Origin of the sequence: Candidatus Pedobacter colombiensis (genome assembly GCA_029202485.1) — a bacterium.
GTDB lineage: Bacteria > Bacteroidota > Bacteroidia > Sphingobacteriales > Sphingobacteriaceae > Pedobacter > Pedobacter colombiensis.
Genome location: CP119313.1, coordinates 2178289 through 2205032, shown reverse-complemented (window position 1 = coordinate 2205032; position 26744 = coordinate 2178289). Strand labels below are relative to the sequence as shown.

Here is a 26744-nt window from a genome sequence, read left to right as displayed (position 1 = left end):
TGGCGACTATAGCTTTGTATCACAAAATTATTGTGCTACTCACCAATAATTTAAGCCATGAACAAATCACTTATTGTAAAACTCATTTCTTACTGCTTCATACTGCTGTTCTTATATGCGGTAGCAAATAAGCTAATAGACTACCAAAAATTTACGGTACAAATTGGTCAGTCACCTATATTGACCGGGTATGCTGGTATAATCGCATGGCTTGTTCCAACAATAGAAATTATCATTTCATTGATGCTGTTATTTGATGCTACTCGTGTGACAGGCTTATATGCCAGCTTTAGCTTAATGACCATGTTTACCGCTTACATTATTGTAATCCTGAATTTCGCTGAACGGGTCCCTTGTTCGTGCGGGGGCATACTGGAAAAGATGGGATGGCGCGAGCATTTAGTTTTTAATATCGCATTTGTATTACTGGCCGTAACAGCTATAGTTGTTCAAAGCAAGCACAACCTGCAGGATAGATTAAACCCTATTTAAAATATTTCTTGGCCGAGAAACAGGACTTGCCGAAAACCTGTAACAGAGTAGGCAATCATTCAATTCTAATTACTCATTATTATGAAAAAGCAAATTTTAACATTCGCCATACTGACAACAATTGCAGTAGGCGGAGCTTTAGTAGGTAAAGCGAACACAAAAACAATCGGTGCAAAACCAGCACCGGTAGTAGGAGTATGTACAACCAGTGTACCTTGCCATGCAAGTTCAACACCAAGCTGTACAATTGACAAAGTACAGTACATCGGCTTCGATGCAAATACTGGCTTATGTAGCCGCCCCTTAGCACTTGATTAAAGTTTGATTAACTGAAAGATGGTTACTGACTACGAGAGCTTTAACCATCTTTCTTATTACTTACTCATATGAAAATAATATTTACCCGTCTGCTTCTGATTTTTATATTATCACCTGTACCAATTCTGATACTTTTTATCCGATACCATGCAAAACTAAAAGTGTTGTCTTATGATTTTGAACGTAGGATTCCATTTGAGGTCACTGATATCAAGGGACTTGACTTGAGATTTAACTCCTATTATATTGCCGGCTCATCTGACGAAAATATCTATTTAGGCAACTATACTACTTTGCCACGTTTGCTCCGAACCAATTCGCCATTGACAGATACGCAAACTATTAACATAGACTTACGATATACAACATCACATGGAGTAAGCGACTACAAGATTTATGTAGACAGCATAAACTTTTATGTTTTTTACGGCTTGGAACGTTCGATCCTTAAAGGAAAAACAAATGAATGGAGAGCATCAACTTGGACTATTTCTTGCCCTTTTTTCCAGGAAAGCGTGCCGCTTAACGATAATTCCCTTGTATTTCGTTATGTTAGTTCAAAAACCCAATGTAATGCTTTTCGTAAAGCAACTTATCCGGCAGGAACAATAGAAAATGATACAATATTGATAAAGCAAGTTGACGGACAATATTGTACCAGTGGCAACCTAGAATATAACAAGAATCTGCAATTATTCACCTATTTATATGCCTACCGAAATGAAATAATTGTTATGGACACCAGTTTAAATCTGGTAAGGAAGATAAAAACAATAGACCCGATAGATTCTGCTTTTTTCAACGTTTCAGCTATTCAGTCAAATGGCTCCAGTGTAATTACAACACCTGCACTTTTAGTTAATCCAAAATGTGCAACATGGAAAAATTACCTATTCGTTCATTCAACCCTGATGGGTAAAAAGGAAGATGATACTCAATTTAAATACTCCACCGTAATTGACATCTACGATATTGCAAGGGGGGCTTATGTGTATTCATTTTACTTGCCAAATACGCAGCATAAAAATATCAGCCAGTTTAAAGTAATCAACGGATATGTCTATACGATCCATGATTCTTTTATTTATCGGTACAAAATTCAGCTGCCAACATAGTGCCAGCAACTGAAAATATGTTTACATGTTTGCTTTAGTGATAACCAGCATATTAACCTCACGTTCTTCAATGCTAAATTTGAAACCAAATTTAGCCATATTAACTCTCATCTTTTCGAATGTTAGCCCAGGATCTTTTGTTGAAAAGGAAACTTTCCCTAGATTCTTTGTGAAATCGGTTTCGTCAACAATAGGGTAATCAGTATTTCTAAACTCCCTGACAAGCATAAAATTGATGAGTTGAACCAATGGAACATTATTCATCGACACACCACCTTGCCCATTTTTATCCGTTCCTAATTTGTATTCCACATCACCTTTTTGGTATTCCGGTATCGGCAGCCCATTTCGGGAAATCACAATGCATTTTTTAACCTGCTTTTCCCAGTAGGTTTTTACACCAAATTGTAATTCAATATCGCTAATCATATGCCGTCTGATCACACTGGTAGGAATATTTTTAGATGATGTAAATTGTATGTTATACAAATTTTGCCATTGTTTTTTTCCATCTACGGAAACAACAAGCGCTGCGCTATCAATGTCTTTAAAAACCGTTCTTGCGTTTGGTATAGGAGCCGGAAAATAAGCTGATTTAGTCACAGTATCTGTTTCATAAAAATGCCCATAGAGAATTTGAATAAAAAGCTTTACAGGCAAATTGAAAATTATTCCCATTGAACGTTTGCTTTGTATATTTTCCGTTGCTGTATGAAACACGTAGCCTGGCTGAAGAGCTGGGGAAAACGGAGTTATTAGACAGCTATAAGCTACTTTTGCTCCCACATCTGTCTTAGCTATATTACCATTGATAAACAAAGGCAGCCCTTCAATAACCTTTGCCCAATCTTCATCAAATTGAGTTTCCGTTTTTTTTTCCTGTGCCCAGGCAGATGTAAATAGAAATGCGGGCAACAGTAGTGCAAATATTTTGATTTTCATGATTTTATTGTTTATGTTAAATAGGTCAGTAATTAGTTGTATCCGGGGTTCTGTTTTAAATTTTTATTATTAACAAGTTCCGAATAAGGTATTGGATATAACTGATCTGTACTTTGCCAGTTTTGGCCTTTAAGGGGGGCCAGAATAGCATCGGCTCTATTGGTACGTTTTAAGTCAAGCCATCGATGGCCCCACTCTGAGAATAGTTCCATACGCCTTTCCTTTTCAATAGATAGTAACATTGCTGCTTGTGTTGTCCCAGTTACTCCGGTTAATCCAGCCCTGCCTCTGATGAGGTTCACATCACTTTCTGCGCTGTTCAATCCGGAAATTTTATTCTGCTGCGCTCTTGCTTCGGCTCTGATCAAGTACTGCTCTGCAACTCTGAGTACCATAGAGAACTCTGTGAGTGGAGATGATCCGGCTTTAACTTTATACTTATATGGGTAATGCCAGAAAAAAGTACCACTTGTAAACGTTCCTATCCAATTGGTTTTTCGCTTGTCACCAGGTTCAAAGGCATTAAACAAATTTTCACTCATTACGACCTCTGTTGATGATCCTGGCGCTTGTCTCAGTATAAAGATCTTTCCTTCATTTGTATTTACGCCTAGTATTTGAGGAACGAAAAACTGTAAAATTGCTTCTTTACTGTTGCTTAAGAACACTTTGTTTAGATCGTCCTGAATGAGATCGTAAAGATCCGTCTTTGCGATAAGCTCATTAGAATATTTCTCAGCATTAACCCAATCTTTGTTAAATAAGTAAACACGTGCTAATAAAGCTGTTGCTGCCCATTTATTGGCTCTTGTCCGGTCAGCAGTCGGATAGTTATCTGCTAATTGATCTCTGGCTTCCAGCAGGTCTTTGATTACCTGAACATATATATCCTGCGGATTACTGGCACTTGCAGTAGAGCTAAGCCGATAGTCTGAACTGAGTATCAGCGGCACATTCCCAAATAAGTTGGTCAAATAAAAGTAGCATAGCGCCCTGATAAACTTTGCTTCACCACCCAATTGCTGTTTTGTATTGATAGAAAGTTGTACTGATTTATTAAGACTTTCCAGTACAGAGTTTGCTCCGTAAATAATTTGATATGGATCTTTCCAAAGCCCTGATTGTAAACTTGAATTAGTAGACAAAAGGTTATTTTCAGAAAACTGTTTGGGGAAATCAGATAAAGTGTAGTAATTGGAAAACTCATCAGCAGATCTTCCTGAAAGCAAAGTAACACTGGAAGAGCTACCGCTTGCAAATCCGTTTTCTGACATCATTTTAGCATAAATCCCCCTAACAGCTGCAGTAGCCGTTTCAGTATTGGAAAACACCTCACTGGCTACAATACGATCAATCGGAGGATCAATGCTTAGAAATTTTTTACATGATAGTGTTACCAGTATCAATAACAGCAGGTAGCAGTTTTTATATTGAATGATTTTCATTTCAAATTCTTTTAATGTCCAACTTATAAATTCACTTGGAGGCCGCAGATAATCGTTCGCAGACTTGGCAAGGTTTTTACATTTGCTATTTCTGGATCGCCAGGATATTTTGTGATAGTCAGTAGATTTTGTCCCTGTGCGAATACTCGCAGGTTTTGCAACCTTACCCGCTGTGACCACGATCGGGGAAGCATCCAGGAAAGAGAAACATTTTTTAACCGGACAAAGGATGCATTACTAAACCGGTCGGAATAGTAAAGACTGGAGAACCTGCTTCCAGGGCCATTTGGAGTAAAACTCTGTGAAAATTGCTGAAAACTTGCCATGTCATTAGGCTTTTGCCACCGATCAAGAACATCAACTGTTTGATTCCCCATACTGCCCGGCATTCCCATCTGAGCAGCGGTAAATGGGCTTAGGGCAGTTTTATTTACTACTTGTATAAAAATATCCAACGTTATATTATTTAAGTTGAAACTGTTCTGAATCCCGCCATACCAGTGACTGGTCACAGTCTGCGTTGGTGATATCCTATCACCGACATCCAGTACCCCGTTTCCGTTTACATCTGCAAAATCATACATTCCGGTTTGGGTATTGACACCTTGATAATGATACTTGCGAATGTTATATAAGGATTGGCCAACAGTATACGTATTCGCATAACTTGATCCCTCAATATCAGGATAAGACAAGAGCTTATTCTTTGGTATAGTGAGATTGAAAGCGGTTGTCCATGTAAATGTTTTTGATGAAAGATTGTTTGTTCTTAGTTCAAATTCCCAACCCGTATTTTGGACGGTTGCCGGTAGATTGTACTGGATAGTTGAAAATCCGGTGATATCAGGTAATGTATATCCTACCAACTGGTTTGATGACCTGTTACGATACCAGCTGGCACTAAAAAGTATCCTGTCTTTAAGCAGCCCCAGATCAATTGCAGCCTCTAACTTTTTTGTGATTTCCCAAGAATAATCAGGGTTCCCTAATTGGCTGGGGAATAATCCGCTGCCATCAATGTAGGAATTGGTTGCAGAGTAAGTTTCAAGGTATCCGTAATTAGGAATTTGATCATTTCCGGTACTTCCAAAACTACCCCTGATTTTACCTAGTGATAACATAGGCAATAACTCCTTCGCCATATTTTCATTTGAGAAAATCCATGCAACTCCAATTGCGCCAAAATTTGCATACTGTTTATCAGGGCCGAACCTGCTGGAACCATCACGTCTGCCTGTAATGTTTAGGAAATAAGTCCCGTTGTAGTTATAATTCAAGCGACTAAACACTGCCTGATATTTATACAATGATGAAGATGTAACTGCATTTTTAAACGGTGCTGAACTAATATCTTTTATCAACAGGTCACTTGTATATAATGCTCCAACCAAAAATTCATTTCTTTGAGCGCTTTTCTGAAGCGTTGTACCTACCAAAATATCAATAGTGGACTTTTTAGATTTATATTGATAATTGATCTGAGGCTCAATGTTCCATGTGTCCACACTTGTAAGCGAAAGCAAATTCAGGCCTATTGCATATTCAGAAGGAGGTTGCGCTGCTATTGGGCTGATTACATTTTCCCTGAATTTAATATTGCTGTACCCAAAGCTGCCTTTTATCTTAAGTCCGGGAACAACTTCATAACTGATTTGTCCACTTGATAAAAATATATTGTTATTACTTGTATAAGGCTCGCGGGTAGAGGCCATAGGATTGTTCCAGGTTGGAGCACCCTGATCGTCTAGTCCCCAGTTTAAATTTCCGTCTGCATTATATAATGCAGGGGCATTCGGGGCTAAATTAGTATAAGATGTTAAGTCATATTTTGGTAAAGTGTTCGCCTCCACGTTGTATGAGGAAGAAAAATTAAGACTTAGCTTTCTATCAAAAGACGAATGATTTATGGTTAAAGCACCCGATCCTTTAATATCTGTTAGATTGACAGGAAGAACCGTAGTTTGCCTGCTATAGTTTCCCCTTATTGCAAATTGAGTAAATTCATTTCCTCCGCCAATAGATGTACTAACATTGGTAGAGCTGGCTGTTCCGCCTATCAATTCTTTCTGCCAGTCAGTGTAGCGGTTTTTATCCCAGGTTCCATTAATGTCATAATCTGTAGCTGCAGGTGAAACTCCATCATTTTTAAACGCTTCATTCCTCATTTGAAAGTACTGTTCAGTATTTAAAAGGTTTAGCTTTTTGCTGATTTGCGATATTCCCTGATTAACAATAAATGCAAATTGAGTAGCTCCGGGTTTTGCTTTCTTTGTTGTAATAAGGATCACACCATTGGCACCTCTTGATCCATAGATAGCAGTAGCATCTGCATCTTTTAATACTTCGATACTTTCTATGTCATTTGGGTTAAGTGTGCTGAGCGGATTGGCTACTCCACTAATTCCGATTACGCCTAAATTTTCAAGTGTAAGGCTTGCAGAAGGATAAGGAACCCCATCAATAAGGTACAAAGGATCATTCCCATTATTTCCAGGCTCTGTTCTTAAACTGTTTTGTCCCCTGATCTGTACTTTAAATCCTCCACCATTGATACCGGATGACTGCTCAATGTTTACACCTGGCATACGGCCAATCAGTGCAGCAAGAGGATTGCTTACGGGTTGTTGTGCTATTGTTTTGGCATCTACTCTGGAAATGGAACCAGTGCGCTCTTTCTCTTTTACCGTATAATAACCCGCATTAATCACCATTTCTTCTAATTCATTAGTACTGATTTTTAGTACAATCATTCCAACGTTCTTAGTTACTTTTACTTCTTCCGTACCGTATCCGACAAAGGAAATAACCAATATAGCACCTTCAGGCACATTGATTAAATGGAAAGAACCACTTGCATCAGTTCCTACTGCGTTGTTTGCTCCTTTAATTCTCACAACTGCTCCCGAAAGAGGCATACCCTGATCATCATAGACACGACCACGCACATCAATATTGACAGAACGATCCATGATTCTTTCGCGAAAGGAAGGCTCCTTAGCCTTTAAGAGTACGGATTTATTCTCAATCTTATAAGTAAAGGGCTGATTCTCGAAGCACTTTTCCAATGCTGTTTCAATTGGGCTGTTGGAAATATTAACAGTGATTTTCTGCGACTTCTTGATAAGATCCTGATCGTAAAAAAAATCGTAGCCGCTTTGCCTGCTGATTTCTTTAATGACAGTCGGTAGAGACGCATTTTTAGTGTTCAAAGTGATGGCCTGCCCAAAGCTGTTAGCACTGACCTGCATAATGGTTGCTATTAATAGGATTGTAGTTAATCGCATAATGAGCAATAGTTTATAGATGTACCTTGGGGGCACACCAATTTTGCTAGTATAAAATTTATACATTTGTTCGTCTGGTTAAAGTTGATATGACACAATTCTTATTTACCAATCCAGACATCGACCGGTAGTGTTAGCGCACTGCCGGTTTTGTTTTTAAGGATTGGCTTTACTCTTTCTTCCCTTTTAGTTTGTTACAATAAGTTTCCTCCCTTCAATTTTAAAGTGTACTTTTTCGGTGTATTCCATCATTTTCAGCACTTCTGAAAGATTTTTGTTTCTGGTGATTTTGCCTTGAAAACCAAGGCCCGGATCAAACTTGCTTTGATAAATAATTTCAACATTGTACCACCTGGATACTTTCTTCATAATGCTCTCCAGGTCTTCATTAAAGATGAAGTAGCCCTGTTTCCATGCTATCGCATCATCTATATCCACTTCGTCCACCTGAATAGCCGTACCATTAACCTGTGCCTGTTGGCCGGGCTTAAGTAATTTGCTTCCGCTTGCCGTACTAATTTTTACCGATCCCTCAACCAATGTGGTCTTGATGTTTTTTTCATTTGCATAGGCGGTAACATTAAAGTGTGTACCGAGTACTTCAACCTGCTGATCACCGCTTTTTACAATAAAAGGATGTTGTTTGTCTTTTCTAACCTGGAAGTAACCTTCGCCAACCAGCTCAACCGTTCTATTAACTAATCCTAAAAATGTTGACGGGAATTTAAGCGAGCTGGCAGCGTTTAAGGTTACTAAGGTACCATCCGGTAACTCAACAGTATATTGTCCGCCTGATGGCGTATTGATCATTGAAGTTTCATTACTTTTTCCCTGGGTAGCCGCGATTACAGTTCCATCATTGTAGGTCAATTGAGAGGCTTGTATCACAACACCTGACTTTTTAGCATCCAGGTTGATTGTTTTACCATTAGCCAGTCTTAAAGTAGCCCTGTTGCCACCGGGTAAAACATCATGGTTTACTATCTGGTTGGTCGGAACGCTGCTTTTATCTTTGGAAAAATAAAACGTTACTGAAAGTACAGCCAGCAACGCAGCAGCCGCAGCGTACCAGATATACCTATTTGATTCCCTTTTCGGCTTAATCTTATCCATGACCAGCCTTTCATTTCTTTCAATCGAGAGCTGGTCTTCAGTAGTTATTTTTCCCAAAGATTGATTTTCCAGTGTTGCCTCAATGAGTTGTGCCATTTCAGCATCGCCTTTTTCTGTTAAAAAGTATTGAAGCAGTTCTTCGGCTTCCTGCCTTGAACATTGCTGGTTCAGAAATTTCTGATATAATTGATTAACGTCTTCCATTGTCCAAATAGGGCTTTTGCATACCTATTCGTTTGGAAAGAGAAAACTCTCGGCTTGGGTTGTTTTTATTTTTTGAATAGCCGTTTTATTATCTAGTTGAATATGATTTAGTGTATCTTCTAACTAAACACTTTGCTAAACCCGAATTAGCCTATGAAAAATGAACAACATAAAACTGGAAAAAATTTCACCTCACTTTCGACTAAAGAATGCGAAATTACTTACAAGAATGTCCTCCTTAACTCCAGACAATCCTGGAAGTCAGGAATTTCTCTTGCAGAAATAGAAGATTACGGTAGAGCTATGTCTTTGGCTATCGTTAGTATTGAAGAATTAGTCAAGGCAATAGTATTATTCTTAGATAGCAAAGGTTACAGATTTCGCAAGATAAAAGGAATGCATAGGCTGTTCAAAACTCACCAAATACGGTACTTTATAGCGTTTGCCATGTTTGTTCTATCTATTTTTGGAGATGATTTAATAGACTTCATCCAATCATTTAAAAACAAGTCAACATCTGAGATTGAGGAACTGAAAAAAGTGTTTAGTAACAAAAAGAAATTGAATGAAAAGGCAACCAGATATGTAACGGAAAAATTGTTCCAAATACAAATCGAATTAGCATGGTTTTCAAATGTCGATTCATTAAGACAAAATGGGTTTTATTGTGATCAAAATGAGCTGTTTATCAGCCCTATAGAAGTCAATAAAGAAAGTTATCTGGAAGTATTAAAAAAACTTGAAATAGTACAAAAGGTTGCTAGTCTATTTATTGAATCCGTTAATTCAGATGATCAAAATGTAAAAGAACCACTCGCAACAATGCTGAAATCTTTTGAAGAGAAAGACTACTATAATCGAATTGAGAATCTTCTTCTTTCGCTAAAGAATAAGAACTTATTTGAAGTCTTTTCAGATAAAATAAAAACAGTAGGGTTTATGAAATCTGTTACCAAGTAAGAACTTTACTCAATCTATAGTAATACAGTCGAGGCCACCAACAGCAAAAGCATTTCCGGATGTAAAGCCACCATATCTTCTTTGATGCTTTTCATGGCTTTTGCCATATGGTCTTTAATGGTACTAAGTGATACACCATATTCATTCGCAGCTTGCTCGTAACTATGGCCTTCAAGCTTACACATGGTAAAGATCTTTAACCGTTGTGGGGGGAGTTTGGTAATCGCTGATTGCAATGCCGCGTTAGTTTCCTTAAAGTCAATCAGTTCCTCTAGGTGGTCATACAGTTCAGTTGCCGTATGGATCAAATGCTCTTTCAGCTTTTGATCCCTTGCAGCTTTACGGTAGTAGTCAATAGCAATACTTTTGGTGTTGCGCATCACAATGGAACGGATGGGAACATCGCAATTGAGGCTTGCGCGTTTCTCCCATATTTTTAAAAAGATGTCCTGATGTAATTCTTCCGCAATCTGCTGATCATGTACCAGGTATTTTATCCGGCTGAATACATCCTTTGCAAATAACTTATATAGTTGGTTAAAAGCCGTATGATCCCCTTGCTTTACCTGTTGGAGTAAGCTGCTGTCTGCCGCTATGATTGCTTGTGTGTCCATCAGGTTCAATGTTATTAAGGATGATAGCCAAATTCGAGTTTGAGCACACCGTTAGCGATAACCTCTTCCGGACCCGACCATACCGTTTCTATGGTACTTTTTTCCATGAACCATTTTCCTTTGTCCGGATCGCCTGGCGCTGGTGCCGGAGGCAGCACAATAACCCAGGGCAGCTTGTTTTTGATGGCAATAGCCATCCTTATTCCTATATAGTCACGAAATAAAGGGTCCATTTGAGCCAGCCAGCTACGTTGCTTGTCGTTGATAACAAAATGATTATCCGTCCATGTTGCAAAATTGTTACGCACAGCCAAAACTTCTGCCTGTAGTGCTTGATTTGGCAGCGCATACAACTGATCTTGAATAGATTGTACGCCTGATTGAGAAAGAGGGACTTTGGTCATAGACATTTGTTTTTGTTTACTCCATGTAAATTTCCGAATAATTTTAGCCGTACAACGTAACAATACCGTTACCATAAAACGAACGATACCCAACAACGTTGATTCATTGCCGATATTTAAATAAACATCATATAGTAAGGTATGGCACAAGAGTTTACACAAGAATCACTGGGAACAGCCTTTTTTCCGATCCGGTATAAGGATCTTACATTTCGGCTGATAGCTTGCCTGCTGGCAGCACACATTTTAGTAATGATGGGCGAAGAGCTTTCATCCTTAGAAGCCTTGACGATCTATTCCTATTACCCAACACTTGCGATTAATTATGCGATTGCCCTTTTTCTGGCATGGATCATTAAAGAAATTACGAAGATGCTTGACAAGCGTTACAGTTGGGAAACCAATTTATGGGGACGTTTGGGCTTGCAATTTCTGTTTGGGGTTGTGCTGGTATCGGTCATTTCATTTTTCCTGGTCTTTATCTATTTCCTTTCGTTTCACCAGAACATCATGAAGTCCACCTATCCGCAATACGAATTTCCATTTTCTGTAGCATTGTTTATTATTCTCAACGGCTATTATGTGCTTTATTACTTTTATGACAAAGTCAAATTCCTTTCTTCTTTTACCGGCATAAACAACAAAGTGTACAAGGGATATATCAATGTCCTGGAAGGAAAGGAAACAATATCGCTTGATACTGCTGAAATCGCCTGCATTTTTATTGTCGAGAGTGGTGTGTTATTTAGAACCTGGAGCAAAAAAGATTACTTCAGCGATGACAATCTCGATCAGATTGAAAGCCAGCTTGATCCGGCTGTTTTTTTTCGCATTAACCGCAGGCTTATAGCACACCGTACAGCCTGCAAATCCTACCAGCCCATAGAATATGGCAAGCTGGAAGTAACTATAGAGCCCGTACCGTTGGTCCATACCACCGTAAGCCAAAGAAAAGCAGGTCCTTTTAAAGAATGGATGAAATAATTACCTCTGAAATCAAAATATGCTTCATTGCAAAGGGCCGGAAACTGGCATTTTCCTCAAATTTATTTCTGCACTATTTTGTATTTATAAAAAAAATATGTTATTCGTAGTATCATTTTTAACGAATTGCGTTAGTTAATCTGTTTATTGAAAACCGCGAATTTTACAATAACCGAACAGAGAAACACTACCGCTCACGTATGCGTGGGCTTAGTATTCTTGTTCGGTAGGTGCTTCGCGGTACCTCAATAAACAGTGTGCTATTGTCCCACGCTATTTATCTACAACCTGTCGTGCAGGGACAAACGATGCTAATCAGCATAAATAAATATATTGATTAACAGCATTTTGTGGCTCAAAGAGTATTTTCACTCTTGATAGAAATGACGCAATAAGATTATTGTTGTCAATAATAGTTTTTGAGCAGCCTAATAAGCTGCCTCAACCTAATTCCGGAACGCTAATCAATATAATAACCCCACCGAAATATTCAGTATTAAAAATTCACTACATAACAGGATTAGATCCTATTAGTAGTAAGCAAAAACAGGGGAAGCCGAAAACCAATTTAGAGTAGGCACATTTAATAACCTTATAGATTATGAAACAAAATCTTTTTTTTAAATCAGTATTATCAACTGTTGCTATTTTGTGCAGTTCAGTAATACTGTATGCAGGAAATCCAGTGTTACCTAAAGAAGAACCCGCAGCACCAAAAACAACTATTCGTAACTGGTGTGAAATCAGGGGAGTTTTCGAAAGAGCCACTGATTCTGATGGTAATGCTCTTCTGATTTGCAGAATGGTTGCTGACAATTTTTGCTATTCCATACCTTGCTGGGTGGGAATGCCAATAGGCAATAAACCGCCTACGAAAAGCCCAGTACCACAGGGAGTAAACATTGAGGAAGGTCAAAGCTTTATTGCATATTATGAGAATAATGCTTTGAAAGTTGTGCTTACAGATAAATTAAGCTCCAATGTAACTGAGGACCAGCAAGGGGCTCAAACTGTAATCGTAACTATTGGACAATAACCTTTAATCGCAACCAAAATGAAACAACTAATATATATAGCCTTATTGCTTATTGGCTTTCAGGCGAATGCGCTTACTTCCGATGATTCCACAGCCACAGTTCAATCACAACACTCTAAACGTACTATTAGTGGGGGAACGACAAAAAAAGAGATGGGCGTGAGAGTCTGGATGAAAAGCACAAACAACAAAGTAATTGCGATCAAGTGCAAGAAAAATCCTAATGTTATATGTGCTTATACTGCAAAAGCTGATGATTCTGATGAAGGAATTGACGAAACATTATGCCCTACAACTAGCGCTACTCACATTTCAAATCCATTTTACAGCCAACAATTCCCTAATGCTCAGAAATGTTATCTGGGTATTCCTCAAGTAAATGGAGGTGTAGTGTATTACGAAGTAAATACCATTTCATACGAATGCTCCCAATCTGATGAGTATAACGCTACAATTCATTTCACTCCAGAATTAGATCTTGAATAAATATATTATATCCAAACCCCTGATTAGCTATCAGGGGTTTGCTCAAACTATGAAAAAAATATTACTCAATATAGTGATCATAATGATGACTATATGCTGCTGTTTAGCTGCTCCAACAAAAAAAACATACAGGATGATCCTGATCACCAATATCAACTCCTGCTCGATGTGTAACCATACTACAGCTTCCATTATTACAGACAATACAATGTTTAATAACATTGAGTTTCTGCTTTCTGCCGAAGACGTCACACAGGAACAAGCAAAAGAGTTCCTGACTGAAATGATGAGCAGGCCATGCAAGATAACCTTGGACACAAGGCTTTATGACAAAATAGCTTCATCTATTAGCTTTTTTAAAATGCCACATTTAATAGTGCTAGACACTATGAATAAGGTTCTATTTAAAACTCCGATTGATAGTATACCCTATTATACGGATGTAATTGAAACGTATTCAAATTCTATTTATAAAAATAGTGTAGTATCCAACGATAGGATAAAAAAGATAATTGGATGGCGTACACTTAATAAAGTTGACAACTACTTCATAGTAACAGGTTGGCAGAATAGTGACAAAGTATACATCTATGACAAAACCACAAACAAGCTAGATTCTCTGTATTTCACAAATAATGACGAGATTATTCATAGCTTAATCAAAGCTGGCGATGATCATGATATAGACATGGCTAAAATGAAGGCTGTTTATAAGAAATATCAGCAACCGTATAATCTTATACAGTTCGGAACGGGGGCAATTTCAGGGGAAGATCAAATTTCATCATCCATTGATCTGCAATATATAGATCCAGACAAGCGTTTAGATACGATTCAAAGCGAATGGTTGACCTATGTATATTCATTCAAGCCAGCTACCAAGAAAATGAAAATCTTACCATTAGTAGACTGGGCAAGCGATAGCTTAAAGGGGTATATTTTTGATCAGTATAAGGTAGATTACCAATCATACAGGGAATTAAACGATTCTACGTGGATAATAGGTGGAGAGGAATATATAGAGGAGCCTTATGATATGAAGAATAATCCTATTGTAAACGATTCTACGATGCTATTGATCAACCGACAGCCTAAATCCAATTACAAGCAAGATCAACTATTCTTTTACTTTCATAAGGCAAAAGATGACCCCAAACTAAGATATTCGGGCAAATACATTAAGATTGAGTTCGATTCAATTAGGAGTTTTGCAGGTGAAAAACTGAATGAACCGGGATATATGTGGCAATACGAGTTCAAGTATCCATATTTCTACTATAACGCTGCTCCACTTATTTACAATGATCTGGATAAATCAATATTCGATGTTAGGAAACTCAATAAGAACATTACATGGATTCACGCTTTGGATATTGACCAGAATGTTATCCGAATACTGGTTCAGGAGAAGAAAAACCGGGTTCTATACGTGGTTCTGAAAGATTCGATGAAGATTATCAAAAGACATAATTTCGGTGAAATTCCGAGCAAAAACAATATCGTACTGGAAAAGGAAAACATCTACTACATGAATAAAGAAGGACAGATTATTGAAATGGTTAAATTTTAGCTTATCAAATAAATAAGGTCATCAATCTATTATTGCATTATGAGTAGTGCAATATTGTTTCACAGGCTAAAAAGGAGCTTCCAAATGGAAGTTCCTTTTTTTTCAAAAAGAGAACTTCCCCTGTTTGTATCGCTCTTACTATCCCCCAAAGTAGATAATTATAAAGATTAGGCGAAATAAAACTAAATTTTAGAACTAAAATTGGTCATAAGTAACTGCCAAAGCTATATTTGAGGCATGCAAACCTATTTCTCTCTTGATATAAAAGGAATCTCTTTAGAACTGATTTCAATGAATGTAACAGGTCCCAAACTGTTTCAGGTTTTTACTATGGTCGATGGCAAAAAGAAGCGGTTTCATATGCAGGGGAAGGATGCGGAGAACTTAGCTTTTGTTCATCCTCACGATTGTCCGGATTTTTTATTAAATCTACAGGATGAGATTATCACTAAAATTATTGATCGAAATAAAGCTGATTGATGAACATTTGATATTCTCAATAAAAACTAGAGAGATTTTCCGTATTTCCTAAAAGCTGCTATAAACTGATAGATTAGGAAACCGACAATTATTTTATTAAAAAAGTCTATACACATACTCCAATTTGTTTGATCTACAGAACTCACAAGGAAATCATTTCTGTGGGTCAGGTCAATAAATTGAAAGTAATAGCCGATCAGCCTTAGATCAACCTCATTGCTGTTAAAAATGCGTCCAATGCTAAGTAAGTAAAGAACATAGAAAACGATAGTATTTCCTAAAAACAACAGAAATGGCTTTTTAATTGAAAGGCCATGCCCGTTTGTTACGTTGTTAATACTGAGAATAGCACGATCCCAGGATGAAATTGTTTCTATTTTTCTTAACGCTTCATGAGCTGCAGACTGGATCTTTTGTGCTTCATAATAATTTCCTGTTGATTCAAAAGACTTTTTTAGCTGTAAAAATATTTCATACTGATCCTTGTTGTAATTTTCAGTTCGAGCTTCAGGGTAATGAATGTTTTCAAGAGCTTTAAACTTTTCAAAAGAGATATAGTTCTCTGGCAAGTTACATGCTGTAAAAGTTGTCTTGGCAAATTTTGTCCTGAAAAAAGATACGCTATTAAATCCGGCAAAATCTACATTGTCAAACCAGACCTTATCCAAATTACATCCATGTATTTCAAATCTCGTACCCCGATAATATGTGGCTTTGGGTTTTACATCATACAATGTCAACGCATCGGCAGGAATAAGATCCCTTAGATAAATGCCTCCCACTCGCACCATGTTTATAGCAATCTTACCTTGTGGATTACCGGAAATTGTTAAATCGTCCAATACACAACCGGTGATATTTGCCTTACAAAGTTCTGTGGTCATAAAATTCAAAATTAAGGCTATTTCCATAGGCTTACGATAAACCTCGTCTGATAAGTTTCCCTTAAAATCAATATCTCTACAGTCAATAAGATTAATTCGCTGCTGTTCAGAAATAAAGGTATCAAAGTCCGACACCACCCATTTACGCTCCGCAGTTATAGCCCTAGCATCATAGCTGATTGCACAATGCTTAATGTTGGTTAAAGTTAGACCATCCCTTCCAACTACACAGTTCACAAAGTGCACGCTAAGATTAGCTCTTCCTTCGATAGTGCCGGCAATAATGCAGCCTAGAAAGTTTATGTTGATATTGGGTTCATTTACTCCTTCTACTACGATATCTCTTATGAAACAATTAATAAAAATTACTGATACATTCTTAAATTTATGTGGGTCATTATTCCGAATATTAAGCTCGTTAAAAATGCAGTTTTCATACGTTAACTCAATGCTTGGTTCGCCAGAATATCTCTCTACAATATCATTTCTAAAGATATAGAGGCTTGCTGTATCACAATGGATATTTACTACAGGCTCACCTGGTGTAATTGGTAGTTCAATGGGACTTGCCATGGGGAGAAGTTAATGAATTAATGCAATTCACAAATAATTCCCCCCAAAGCGCTGTTTTCTAAATTGTATGGGTTATTATCCTGTATAAGTATTTCGGTCCATTAACAAGCCCTATGTGATTGGAATGTTTATACCAAAGGTGAGTTGGCCGAAATGTTTACTCGATGGACGAACAGATTGCTAATAAAATCTTTAGGCGGGCAAATGACCCTGCAAAATAAACACTAACTCTTGTGGACTGACCACCTTAAGCCCAAACTTCTTGTTCAACGCTTCTTTAATATTAGGGCTAAATACGGATTTAGAACCAGCACCCTTTGCTTCATCATAAGTACAAAAGTATGTTATCCCACTCGCAATATGTGATGCGACTGAATCTCCGTCACTCCATTCCGCTATTGCTCTGTTAAATTTCTTATCTGACCCGGTATATTGTTCCGCATAAAAAGTCCAGGGTTTTTGCCTATTTTCAGGTATTTTCAGCAAAGAGTTGATAAACCCAAATCCAGCCCCCAAATCTTCAAGATATGTAACAACTTCGCTCCATTTATCTACAAGGCCCATAGGCTCACTATATTCTTTTATATATCTCCATTCTGGTCTGATCTCTAAGTTAACGATTCTCCCAAACCGAAATATTGGCAGAATCTTGAAGCCGCTTTCTATTGCTTTATTTAAGAAATAGCCATCGGTCTCTGTTGTTCCCGGGTGTATTGATGGATCTCCACCCAGACGAATGAACGAATCTCCCGGTTCACTAATAATCTTCCTGTCTTTGGTGAGAATTCTCCTCCTGTTTCCTTTTTCGTTCCTTAGCGTTTCAAGCGTAAAAGCACTCTCAGATATATAAGGAACTATTTGTTTCCATTCGATATAATTCGCAATAATTGCTGCGTGTTCTAGGTTACTTTCAGGTCTTTTACATTTATCCGGCCCCAGTATACTTTCATACACATTACGATCAAAGGTTACACTAATAGGATTAGTTTGTTTCATGTTTTGGTTAATATATGGCATTGAGTATCATTGAAAATGATGTAGTTGCACAACTACAGCTGATGACAGCATGAATTGACTGCCAGGCTGCCCTCACTATTTTACACCTCTAAAACAGGCAATATTAATGTACTAAGACGTTGGTTTATTTTTTCTCTGATTATTTTGAGGTTTTTCTTTGACATAACACCTACAACGACTGTTTTTCTATATAGTTTACCATTACCCAAATGCAATTTTTGATGTTTACTGTAATTGTGCGCATGAGGATTGGAAGGGAAAGGATCTGCATCATTCTGATGAACCCTCCATTTTTGTCCGTCATTCCTAATGTCAGCTTTTTCCAGGTCATCTTCACCTATTGAATCGCTCGGGATAGAAAGATCCAATGTACAAACTGGCATCCCGTATTGAGCAAAATACGTTTTGATAATTTCAACAATATCATTTGTGTTGAACTCATGAAAAAACACTTCTGTTGGCACATCATAATGATCAAGCTCATAGATCAATATTTGCCAGATCAGATCCACATCGATGAAAGAAAATCCTTCTTTGATCAGTTCTTTTCTCGCCAGTTCTGCATGCTGGTGATATTGAAACACCAGCGCTTCTTTCTTTGTCATAATAAACCTCTATTTACCTGTAAAAATGCCTGATCATATCTTCTAAATCAAGCTCACCTAAATGACTGTGTTGGGCATAGGTATCTGCTAAAATTTTATCGTACATCGCAGTGGTGTCCCCATCCACTTTAACCAGCTGCTTTTTCATATTAAGCACATTGAAATTTGCCGATGAAAAAATCTCCAGCATTTCACGATCCAACGGCTTTTTAACAGCATGGGTTAAAATCCATCTGCCTCTGTTCAGGCAGAAAGCCGCATAGTCAACCAACTGAATGAGCGGTTCCTGATGCGAAGATTTGTAATGGGCCTCAGAATTATGTAACAGCCCACCGAGCAATTCTACCCGCTGGGTGGTGTTTGGTTTCTGTCTTCCTTCGTCAATAATGATGTCTACTGGCGAGGGTATGCGATTTTTTGATGTTAAAAAATGCTTGATCCGAAAAAAAAGTATGAACAGGGCGAAATCACTTGTGTCTGTTAATTTGAAATTATCGGCTTTAATCTTCGGATTATTGGAAATCAGCTTATTTCGTGCCATATCTGCCGCTGTCATCGTTTGGATCAACATCGGGTAATTCATGTCATAAAAGATGTTGGCAAAAGATCGGAAGATCTGTTTTCTTAATTCTATATCAACTCCTTTAAACTGGCCTTGTCCATTATAAATATCTTTAAAATGAAATTCATCCGCTCCCAGGTTTGTTTTAAGCTCATTCAATAAATACCCCATTTGATCCGCTGCTTCAATTCTTTGTTCGGGTGTAAGAATCAATGCAAGCCAACTTTTTCTATCGGTACCATCATATATACTCTCAGTTTCATTGCCGGCATTGCCGGTGTCATCAATAAAAATTCCTGTTCTCATGGTTTCAATATACTAAATCTAAACCTATTCCAGGATACTTAGAAATACCGGTATGACTTGATGTCAATAATTGGTGGGCCGTTCCCTTCGGGCCGCGCTTTCCGCTGCAAGTCCTCGCTGCGCTGCGGGCTATCCACTGCAATCGCTAACGGGTCTTGTCAATTTTCTTTAGGCATTCCAGGGCTTTAGTTTTTATAGCATATGAAAGAAAAATAAAAAATAGTGCATTACCGCACGGCATGCCTGTTAACATGATTTACTCAGCCTCAACGATTGTAACCAATCCTGCTTTTTTGCATTTACACTACTTACTTCTTTGCAATTCAACTCTGATTTTCCCTGTTTCCCTTTACAAGAATCGACCCGGCCCCGGCACTTGTGGCGAAGCGAAGCACTGGCCCATCCTCAAACACACTACAAAAGTACGATCTGGCTCCGAACCTCCGAAAGTCTGCGGCACCCCTTAGGGGGCGCCTTGCCTGCTGTTTTTAAAAAAAAATCTCCACCACATGGGAGCCGCCAAAGGCGGCAGTTGTTGGGTGGTCGTATTTTTTTTTAAAAAACTTTCTCCGGTCTCCGCCAGCTCGTGAAGAGGCAGTGGTTTGAAAGAATAGGCCATGCCGCTTTCAAGCCCCACAATGACCGGGGGCCTAGTAGTCGAGTTCCCGCAGTGGCAACAACCGGGTAAATTGACTACCTGAACAGCAAATAGCTCAGTAAGCGCCTGGCATCGGAGAAAGCGGGTTGGTAGACTTGTCCCAATCGTTCGCTACCTGAGTAAAAATAACGTCTGCCGGTATGCTTCCGGTACCGATGAGACCAGGCAGGTCGAAACGTATTCACTAATAATTTAAAGAACAAGTTATGGAGATCCCAAATCACATTTCAGCAATCGCAAAAATCGTGCGTGATGACTGGAAAAAAATCTACTTCGGAGCTGAACCCTACCTCCAGGCAATGGAGCAAATTGACTGTATCGACCAAATGTATTACGAGGATACCGCTGAGCAAATCGTAAGGTATTTTCTAACGAATGCCAGTAGCTGGCGGGGAGAAATCGCCAAGGCTGTAAAAGCGAGACTAAAGGAACTGCTCGGGGAATGATTCCCGGTATAATTAATCACTTACATTAAATTTTTAAAGTTATGGTACATATGATCATTTTATCAGAAGCACGTATTTACGTAGGAACATATGCTAAATACAATGATGGTTCAATTGAAGGAGATTGGTTGGATCTGGACCGGTTCTCAAATATAGAGGAGTTTTACGAGGCCTGTGAGGAGTTACACGCAGATGAAGAAGACCCTGAATATATGTTCCAGGATTACGAAAATATCCCTGAAGGCCTCATCAATGAAAGTTGGTTTTCGTCTAATTTTTTTGAGGTTCGGGACGGTCTTGATCAGCTGGAGGAAAAAGAACTCGAGCCGTTTTTCATTTGGTTTAATAATGGACATTACAACCTTGACTCCGATGACATAGACGATCTGATCTCATCATTTAAGGACGAGTACCAGGGGCAGTATGATAGTGATGAAGATTTTGCAAGGGAATTTGTTGACCTGCGTGATGATCTGTCAGATTTTGCAAGAACATATTTCGACTATGAGGCATACGCCCGCGACCTTTTCTGTGGGGATTACTGGAGTGACAATGGGTATGTATTTTCAAGCAACTGATTGTAAAAAAATCTCTTAGGCGGCCATCTACCGGGTGGCTGCCTTAACCTTAACCATCATTTTCAACAATAAAATCAACGGTATGGAACGTAAAACATTCTCGCCCGAAAGGCTTATGCATATCAGAAGATTGCGTAAAGCCAGAAGATTGTATAAGAAGATACCTCTTTTTGCTTACTACCAAATGCTTCAGGAATATCCCGGTTATGCGCTTTCTGAATTTTGGGAAGACCTGCGTATCAGGCGAAAGCCCAAACCCAAAAGCAAAAAAAGCAATGCAATAAAATATGGTAGATACTGGCGGATTCAAAAGCTTTTAAAGGCTTACGGGGATACAGGTGACATCAACCTGATGGTACAAGCCAAAAAACTACAGGAACGAATTGCAAAGCCCTATCAGGTATTTGTAAAGCTTGGCCGTGAATGTTATGAATTTTCTTTTTCCTGTTATATCCCTTTAGAAAAGATCGAAATGCTAACAAAGCAGTTCAGGGCTTGTAAAACGGTTGAAGAAATCGATACAGTTAACAAGCAGTTTATAGCCTCTATACCCATTTACTAAGCACTAACATTTATTCAAAAAATCATGAAAACACTCAATCAATTCACAAACGTGGACAAAGCTGCGTTACTGCACCAGCTTTTTCCCGAAGAAATACCCTCATTAATAGAGTTCATGCAAGGCATGAGTGAGTCTATTATCGAGAACGAAGAACTCAATAGAGATAAATGGGATAACGGGTTCTTGTCCTTTAATCAGTGGCTGCATTTGGCTAAGGAAACCAATACCAAAATAAAGGAGAACGGCACAAGAATGTGCAAAAGCACAAGGTTGTTTTCCGGGCAACTGTTTGACGGCTCTATCGCTGTCTTTACCAATCACTGCATAGCTGTACTCATTACCACAAAGCAGCACAGCAACCAACGGTTCATTCACGCAGCACATATGCTGTATAGCTTTTAATCAATGAACACCATACTCATTTATCATAACCACCATGAAAAGACTAACCATACTCTCGTTCGGTGCCGGTCAGGATAGCACCTGCATTTTGTACCGTATCATTCGTGATCCCGATTTTAGGCAGCGTTATGTACAGGGTGATTTTATTGTAGTCATGTCTAATACGGGTAACGAACATCCGCATACCTATAGGCACATCCGCTTTATAAAAACACTTTGCAGCGACCATCATATCCCGTTCTTTTTTTTGAACAGCAGCATGGGATACCACCCCAGAACATGGCTATCCCTTATCTACCAGTACCGCAGGAACAACAACATCATGTCATTGATGTTTCCCCGGACGTGTACGGATAACCTGAAGATTAAACCCATCTATAATTTCTTAGACCATTACATCGCCCAAACCTATTACGGATACCAGGGTACTGCCATCCCCAAAGGGAAAAAGTACATCAAGCGATTCAGTAGTGAATATGGCAAGATCAGGATCATTTTAGGTATTGCTGCCGGAGAGGAGAAGCGGATCAAAAAAACAAACAGAAAAACGCTGCTTGCCCGACAGCTTAACCTGTTCCAAAAGCAAAAAAGAACGCAGCCAGTTTGGATGGAAGCTTCGATCCAAAAAGTTTATCCGCTTATCGAACAATCCATGGACAGACAGGCATGCCAGCAATATATCCTGCAAACAGGATGGCCGCTTCCATATCCTTCCAATTGTATGATGTGCCCCTTTATCAGCAAACCTGAATTGCTTTGGCTTTTCAGAAATCTGCCTGCTGAATTTTACAAGTGGGTGGTCTATGAACAAAATAAGAAGAAAAGATTTAATAACAGGACTGTCAATTATGGTGTAAAGGGTGGAAAGACACTCTCTGAAATATTGCAGGAAGCCATAGCCGAGTTCGGACACATGAGTGATCAGGAACTTGACCAATACAAGATGAGCCACGGGCACTGTGTGCAATCGAGTTTTTAACGAAATCATCAATCATTCAACCATCAAAAATAACAAGTATGATAACCACAGCTAAAAAAAGCAAAGGCGCAACATTGTCCAGGACAAAAATTGCAGCCGCCAAAAATGACGTTCAGTCTGGTGACAAAGACAAGTTAGAAAACATTCCGATTGAGCTGATCGACATCAGCCCTTTAAATTACCGGAAGTATTACGATCCTGATGCGCTTGATAAATTTGCAGAAGAGTTGGCAATTCATGGTATTATTTCATCCCTTACCGTTCGGGTAGTAAAAAAAGGAAGGTATGAGCTGGTCGCGGGAGAAAGGCGCTTCAGGGGCGCACAGATTGCCAAGTTAAAACACTTGCCTGCTGTGATCCGAACCCTGACAGATCAGCAGGTCAGAGAAATACAACTTGCCGAAAACCTGCAAAGGGAAAACCCGCATCCTTTACATGAATCCCTTGCTATCGCTCAGATGCAGCAGGATGGACTTAATAATGATGAAATTGCAACCCGCTTGGGCAAGTCCAAAACGTTTGTATACAGCCGGATCAAACTGGCAGCATTGATCGAGCCGATACAGCTGATCTTTCTTGCAAACAAATTTACCATTCAGGAGGCTTTCACCATTGCCGCCATTGATCCCGAATCCCAACAGGAGTTTTTTGATAGCCATTGTAAAGATTGGCAGAAAAAGGACTTTCAACTGTATAACCTATCCGGTATCCTCAATAAGTTCCGCTACAATCTTAAACGGGCACCATTTGAGACAAAGGATAAAAACCTGCTGCCTGAAATCGGTGCATGCACCAAATGCCCGTATAACTCTGCGGTACTGAAAACATTGTTTCCTGAAATGGCTAAAGAAGCGGTATGCACCAATAAAAGCTGCTACCAAAATAAATGTAATGCCCACTTGCAAAGATTGGTATATGATGCCATAGAGCAATATAACCCCGTTGCGATAATAGGCCGGAACTTTTCAGAGTCTGTATGTAGTATTATAACGGCTCATCCGGTAGCCAAGGATCTGCCTGTTTTTGATACAGCAGATGTTACCACTTTTAATCCACCTTCGGTACCTGACCAGGAAGATTATACCGATAACTGGGCTGAAGATGATGATCCCGATAAATTTGAGCAGGAAGAATATGAACATGCGGTTAATGAATATAAAGCTGATTTAGAGGAATACAATCACTTAAAAGAAACGGGTAAGGCAAGCGTTGCGATATTCATTTCTGAGAATGAAGTGAGCTGTATACTTTTTAATACCGAAAAACGGCAGCAAAGATCAGGCAGCACAACAGTCACATCAAAGCAGGTACAGGAGGCGATCAAAAACGGAACCGTAACAGCCGAATTGCTTCAGGGAGAAATGATACGTTTACAAGCTAAAGAAGTAAGGTCTAAACAACTCGACCGTGAAAAGGTGCAGTTGAAATTGCACCAACAGTTTACAGAACAGTTCAGCGTACTGGAAAGTAATGAAAGCCTGACGGCTGCGGACAATTGCGCTGCAAGACTGATCATCTTTAACAGTCTTGACTACTCTACGCAAAGGAAAGTAAAAGAAACGTTGTTCCCTGCTGAGAGTATTCCCAATATGACTGAGCAGGAAGAAATTTACACTGTTCTTTCGACCCTTACCGAGCAGCAGTTTGCCTACCTGATCCGGATGGCTCTTGCCTGTAAATCAGAGAGCAAAACGCCTAACAGTGTATCTGCTTATACGCTGTACCAGGTGGCAGAAAGTTCAGGCACGAACGTTCAGCTCATTGAACAGGAACAACAGGCAATATTGGAAACCCGGGAGTTGAGATTAAACCAAAGGGTAACTGAAATGCAAAAACGATTGGAAAGAATAAATTCCGTAGTGTAAGCATTTAATTAAGGGCGCAGTTTTTTAATTGCGCCTTTTTTCGCAATTTAACAGATCATTCATTTTAAATTACAATGTTATGGGAGCAACAATAGTTATCGGAATCATAGCTGTACTGTTGGGTATAACCATCCGGTACTTCATTGGTCGCAGAAAATTTAACCGCAGGACAATTACCGGCTTACAAGGGTTTAGTTCTTATGAACGAGCGGTAGGCATCACTTTTATTGAAAAGGTCTTTAATCTTATCGGTCTTTTACTCATCCTGGGCGGCCTGTTTTTCCTGGCTGTAGCATGGTACAATCATAGTAATATTAAACCCAGGCAAGAACAGGTTAAACAGCCTTAAATTGAACTTATTGGAGTTTGAATAACCCCAAAAAAGCTTTTGCTATAGTATGTTGTATGTTAAAAAGAAAAGGGATCTGATGATCCCTTTTCTTTTACCCTTTAAATTGCTGAATGTTTTTGAGTTTTTGACCGAATTCTGTTAGTCCGGATTTTTCCATACACCCTTCAACAAGTTCCTTCAGCTCATTAATTGCTGCTTCCGGTACCGCTTCTACAATACCATCCCCATCTTTTACCGTCAGGCCACGCTCTACCACCTGCGATAACAGCAGCACCAGCTTGCGGCTAGGCCGCAAATCAATTTTTACTTTTTCATTCATGCCCGGCATACACAACAGTGTATCGAAAACGAGCTGTAAATTTTTGTTTGTCATGTCTCACATATATTTAATCAACGTCACCCTACAAAACTATCTATTTGTCAGGGTATTCACCTGTTTCATTTTGGAACAGGTAGCCTGCTTCTCAACAGTCCTGTTTATTTTCGTATCACTAACTGAAAGAGAGGCTAAAGATGAGTGAAGAGAATTTCAGCAGGATTACCTGTGCCGATGCGCGTAATTATGATATGGTAGCATATCTTTCTACCCTTGGAATAGAACCGGCCCGGATCAAAGGAAACAACTATTGGTACCATTCTCCATTGCGGGAAGAAAAAACGCCATCATTTAAAATTAACAGGAAGCTTAACCGCTGGTTTGATTTTGGGGATGGTATAGGCGGTAACCTGATTGATTTTGCGATCCGTTACAACAATTGTACTGTAAAAGATTTTTTATTGATGCTGCAAACCGGAAATGCTACCTTTCGGAAACAAGATGATCATTTAAAGCCGAAACCGGATGATCTTCCTATTACCATCCTAAGCGATCATGTCCTAACTTCCCATGCGCTGTTAAACTATTTGACCGAACGGGGAATACCTTACGATATAGCCGAGAAATACTGCTCTGAAGTACGTTATCAGGTGGGCGTTAAAATTTATTATGCCATCGGCTTTAAAAACGATTCCGGAGGCTATGAGTTGCGCAACAAATATTTCAAGGGCAGCAGTTCACCAAAAGACTTTACCACAATACTCAGCGGAGCAAAAGAAGTATCCGTACTAGAGGGCTTTTTTGATTTTCTTTCATATCTGGTGCTGAAGCCCTTAAATCAGGATATGGATTTCGTGATCCTGAATAGCCTAGCCATGTTTGAAAAAGCCCGTTCAGCGATGGAGCAATATGAAGTTATTCACCTGTTCCTGGATAATAATAAAGCGGGAAAAAAATGCTTACGGTACGCAAAATCAATAAGCCGTAGATATATCGATGAAAGTCAACTTTATCCAAACTGTGAAGATCTCAATGATTTCTTAAACCTAAAGCCTTAAAGGTAATGGATAGCTATACACAGCTAATGAAACTGGACTGGATACAAGACTTTAGTTCTGCGAAGGGGTATCCTACTGCGTGAGAACCCGGCAAGATGTCCCGAAGTATCACTTCGGAGGATAAAGGTACCAGC

Annotated in this window: 28 protein-coding genes; 17 read left to right on the top strand and 11 right to left on the bottom strand. The window is 39.0% G+C overall.

The window, feature by feature from the left end:
- The first annotated feature begins 57 nt into the window (after positions 1–57).
- From P0Y49_09350 to P0Y49_09340, 3 genes are all read left to right on the top strand, one after another.
- Positions 58–492: a hypothetical protein gene (locus tag P0Y49_09350; GenBank protein ID WEK21346.1), complete on the top strand. Its 435-nt coding sequence runs from the start codon at positions 58–60 to the stop codon at positions 490–492.
- An 81-nt stretch (positions 493–573) separates the two neighbouring features.
- Positions 574–810, top strand: a complete 237-nt coding sequence (locus P0Y49_09345) for a hypothetical protein (GenBank protein ID WEK21345.1) — start codon at positions 574–576, stop codon at positions 808–810.
- 68 nt (positions 811–878) lie between these two features.
- The gene (locus P0Y49_09340) at positions 879–1925 is read left to right on the top strand and encodes a hypothetical protein (protein ID WEK21344.1); all 1047 of its coding nucleotides are present in this window, start codon (positions 879–881) and stop codon (positions 1923–1925) included.
- A 21-nt stretch (positions 1926–1946) separates the two neighbouring features.
- On the opposite strand, the gene P0Y49_09335 is transcribed toward P0Y49_09340, so the two are convergent.
- The 4 genes from P0Y49_09335 to P0Y49_09320 all read right to left on the bottom strand — a co-directional run bounded on the left by P0Y49_09335 (position 1947) and on the right by P0Y49_09320 (position 8913).
- The gene (locus P0Y49_09335) at positions 1947–2867 is read right to left on the bottom strand and encodes a hypothetical protein (protein ID WEK21343.1); all 921 of its coding nucleotides are present in this window, start codon (positions 2865–2867) and stop codon (positions 1947–1949) included.
- 32 nt (positions 2868–2899) lie between these two features.
- Positions 2900–4312: a RagB/SusD family nutrient uptake outer membrane protein gene (locus P0Y49_09330; protein WEK21342.1), complete on the bottom strand. Its 1413-nt coding sequence runs from the start codon at positions 4310–4312 to the stop codon at positions 2900–2902.
- A gap of 23 nt (positions 4313–4335) precedes the next feature.
- The gene (locus P0Y49_09325) at positions 4336–7596 is read right to left on the bottom strand and encodes a SusC/RagA family TonB-linked outer membrane protein (protein WEK21341.1); all 3261 of its coding nucleotides are present in this window, start codon (positions 7594–7596) and stop codon (positions 4336–4338) included.
- A gap of 186 nt (positions 7597–7782) precedes the next feature.
- Positions 7783–8913 (bottom strand): DUF4974 domain-containing protein, encoded by a 1131-nt coding sequence (locus tag P0Y49_09320; GenBank protein ID WEK21340.1) that lies wholly within the window; start codon positions 8911–8913, stop codon positions 7783–7785.
- Between the two features lie 153 nt (positions 8914–9066).
- Between P0Y49_09320 and P0Y49_09315 the strand changes: the two genes are divergently transcribed.
- Positions 9067–9873: an AbiV family abortive infection protein gene (locus P0Y49_09315; protein ID WEK21339.1), complete on the top strand. Its 807-nt coding sequence runs from the start codon at positions 9067–9069 to the stop codon at positions 9871–9873.
- A 14-nt stretch (positions 9874–9887) separates the two neighbouring features.
- On the opposite strand, the gene P0Y49_09310 is transcribed toward P0Y49_09315, so the two are convergent.
- Both P0Y49_09310 and P0Y49_09305 read right to left on the bottom strand, forming a co-directional pair.
- The gene (locus tag P0Y49_09310) at positions 9888–10487 is read right to left on the bottom strand and encodes a sigma-70 family RNA polymerase sigma factor (GenBank protein WEK21338.1); all 600 of its coding nucleotides are present in this window, start codon (positions 10485–10487) and stop codon (positions 9888–9890) included.
- Positions 10488–10501: 14 nt separating this feature from the next.
- The gene (locus P0Y49_09305) at positions 10502–10891 is read right to left on the bottom strand and encodes a hypothetical protein (protein WEK21337.1); all 390 of its coding nucleotides are present in this window, start codon (positions 10889–10891) and stop codon (positions 10502–10504) included.
- 141 nt (positions 10892–11032) lie between these two features.
- On the opposite strand from P0Y49_09305, the gene P0Y49_09300 reads away from it, so the two are divergent.
- From P0Y49_09300 to P0Y49_09280, 5 genes are all read left to right on the top strand, one after another.
- Complete coding sequence (locus tag P0Y49_09300; protein WEK21336.1) at positions 11033–11875, top strand: LytTR family DNA-binding domain-containing protein; 843 nt, start codon at positions 11033–11035, stop codon at positions 11873–11875.
- 601 nt (positions 11876–12476) lie between these two features.
- Positions 12477–12911: a hypothetical protein gene (locus P0Y49_09295; GenBank protein WEK21335.1), complete on the top strand. Its 435-nt coding sequence runs from the start codon at positions 12477–12479 to the stop codon at positions 12909–12911.
- Positions 12912–12929: 18 nt separating this feature from the next.
- On the top strand, positions 12930–13397 hold the full coding sequence (locus tag P0Y49_09290; protein ID WEK21334.1) for a hypothetical protein: 468 nt from the start codon (positions 12930–12932) through the stop codon (positions 13395–13397).
- Positions 13398–13446: 49 nt separating this feature from the next.
- On the top strand, positions 13447–14967 hold the full coding sequence (locus tag P0Y49_09285; GenBank protein WEK21333.1) for a hypothetical protein: 1521 nt from the start codon (positions 13447–13449) through the stop codon (positions 14965–14967).
- A 237-nt stretch (positions 14968–15204) separates the two neighbouring features.
- Positions 15205–15447 carry a hypothetical protein gene (locus tag P0Y49_09280; protein WEK21332.1) on the top strand — a complete coding sequence of 81 codons (243 nt, stop codon included), beginning with the start codon at positions 15205–15207 and terminating at the stop codon, positions 15445–15447.
- Positions 15448–15473: 26 nt separating this feature from the next.
- Here P0Y49_09280 and P0Y49_09275 read toward each other — a convergent pair whose 3' ends face one another.
- From P0Y49_09275 to P0Y49_09260, 4 genes are all read right to left on the bottom strand, one after another.
- Positions 15474–16904 carry a hypothetical protein gene (locus P0Y49_09275; GenBank protein ID WEK21331.1) on the bottom strand — a complete coding sequence of 477 codons (1431 nt, stop codon included), beginning with the start codon at positions 16902–16904 and terminating at the stop codon, positions 15474–15476.
- Positions 16905–17096: 192 nt separating this feature from the next.
- Positions 17097–17921 carry a hypothetical protein gene (locus P0Y49_09270; protein WEK21330.1) on the bottom strand — a complete coding sequence of 275 codons (825 nt, stop codon included), beginning with the start codon at positions 17919–17921 and terminating at the stop codon, positions 17097–17099.
- Positions 17922–18001: 80 nt separating this feature from the next.
- Positions 18002–18526: a hypothetical protein gene (locus tag P0Y49_09265; protein ID WEK21329.1), complete on the bottom strand. Its 525-nt coding sequence runs from the start codon at positions 18524–18526 to the stop codon at positions 18002–18004.
- A gap of 13 nt (positions 18527–18539) precedes the next feature.
- Entirely contained in the window at positions 18540–19394 is an 855-nt protein-coding gene (locus P0Y49_09260; GenBank protein ID WEK21328.1) for a DUF3800 domain-containing protein, read from the bottom strand.
- 864 nt (positions 19395–20258) lie between these two features.
- Here P0Y49_09260 and P0Y49_09255 point away from each other — a divergent pair.
- The 7 genes from P0Y49_09255 (at position 20259) to P0Y49_09225 (ending at position 25233) form a co-directional block, all read left to right on the top strand.
- On the top strand, positions 20259–20498 hold the full coding sequence (locus P0Y49_09255) for a hypothetical protein (protein WEK21327.1): 240 nt from the start codon (positions 20259–20261) through the stop codon (positions 20496–20498).
- Between the two features lie 50 nt (positions 20499–20548).
- On the top strand, positions 20549–21076 hold the full coding sequence (locus tag P0Y49_09250) for an antirestriction protein ArdA (GenBank protein WEK21326.1): 528 nt from the start codon (positions 20549–20551) through the stop codon (positions 21074–21076).
- Between the two features lie 82 nt (positions 21077–21158).
- Positions 21159–21638 carry a hypothetical protein gene (locus P0Y49_09245; protein WEK21325.1) on the top strand — a complete coding sequence of 160 codons (480 nt, stop codon included), beginning with the start codon at positions 21159–21161 and terminating at the stop codon, positions 21636–21638.
- Positions 21639–21662: 24 nt separating this feature from the next.
- Complete coding sequence (locus P0Y49_09240; protein WEK21324.1) at positions 21663–22040, top strand: hypothetical protein; 378 nt, start codon at positions 21663–21665, stop codon at positions 22038–22040.
- Positions 22041–22074: 34 nt separating this feature from the next.
- A complete protein-coding gene (locus P0Y49_09235) occupies positions 22075–23019 on the top strand; it encodes a hypothetical protein (protein WEK21323.1) in 945 nt (314 codons plus the stop codon).
- A gap of 38 nt (positions 23020–23057) precedes the next feature.
- Positions 23058–24884: a ParB/RepB/Spo0J family partition protein gene (locus P0Y49_09230; GenBank protein WEK21322.1), complete on the top strand. Its 1827-nt coding sequence runs from the start codon at positions 23058–23060 to the stop codon at positions 24882–24884.
- Between the two features lie 79 nt (positions 24885–24963).
- Positions 24964–25233 carry a molybdenum ABC transporter permease gene (locus tag P0Y49_09225; GenBank protein WEK21321.1) on the top strand — a complete coding sequence of 90 codons (270 nt, stop codon included), beginning with the start codon at positions 24964–24966 and terminating at the stop codon, positions 25231–25233.
- A 94-nt stretch (positions 25234–25327) separates the two neighbouring features.
- Here the strand turns inward: P0Y49_09225 and P0Y49_09220 are convergent, their stop codons facing one another.
- Positions 25328–25609: a hypothetical protein gene (locus P0Y49_09220; GenBank protein ID WEK21320.1), complete on the bottom strand. Its 282-nt coding sequence runs from the start codon at positions 25607–25609 to the stop codon at positions 25328–25330.
- 140 nt (positions 25610–25749) lie between these two features.
- On the opposite strand from P0Y49_09220, the gene P0Y49_09215 reads away from it, so the two are divergent.
- On the top strand, positions 25750–26610 hold the full coding sequence (locus P0Y49_09215; GenBank protein ID WEK21319.1) for a toprim domain-containing protein: 861 nt from the start codon (positions 25750–25752) through the stop codon (positions 26608–26610).
- Positions 26611–26744 lie beyond the last annotated feature (134 nt).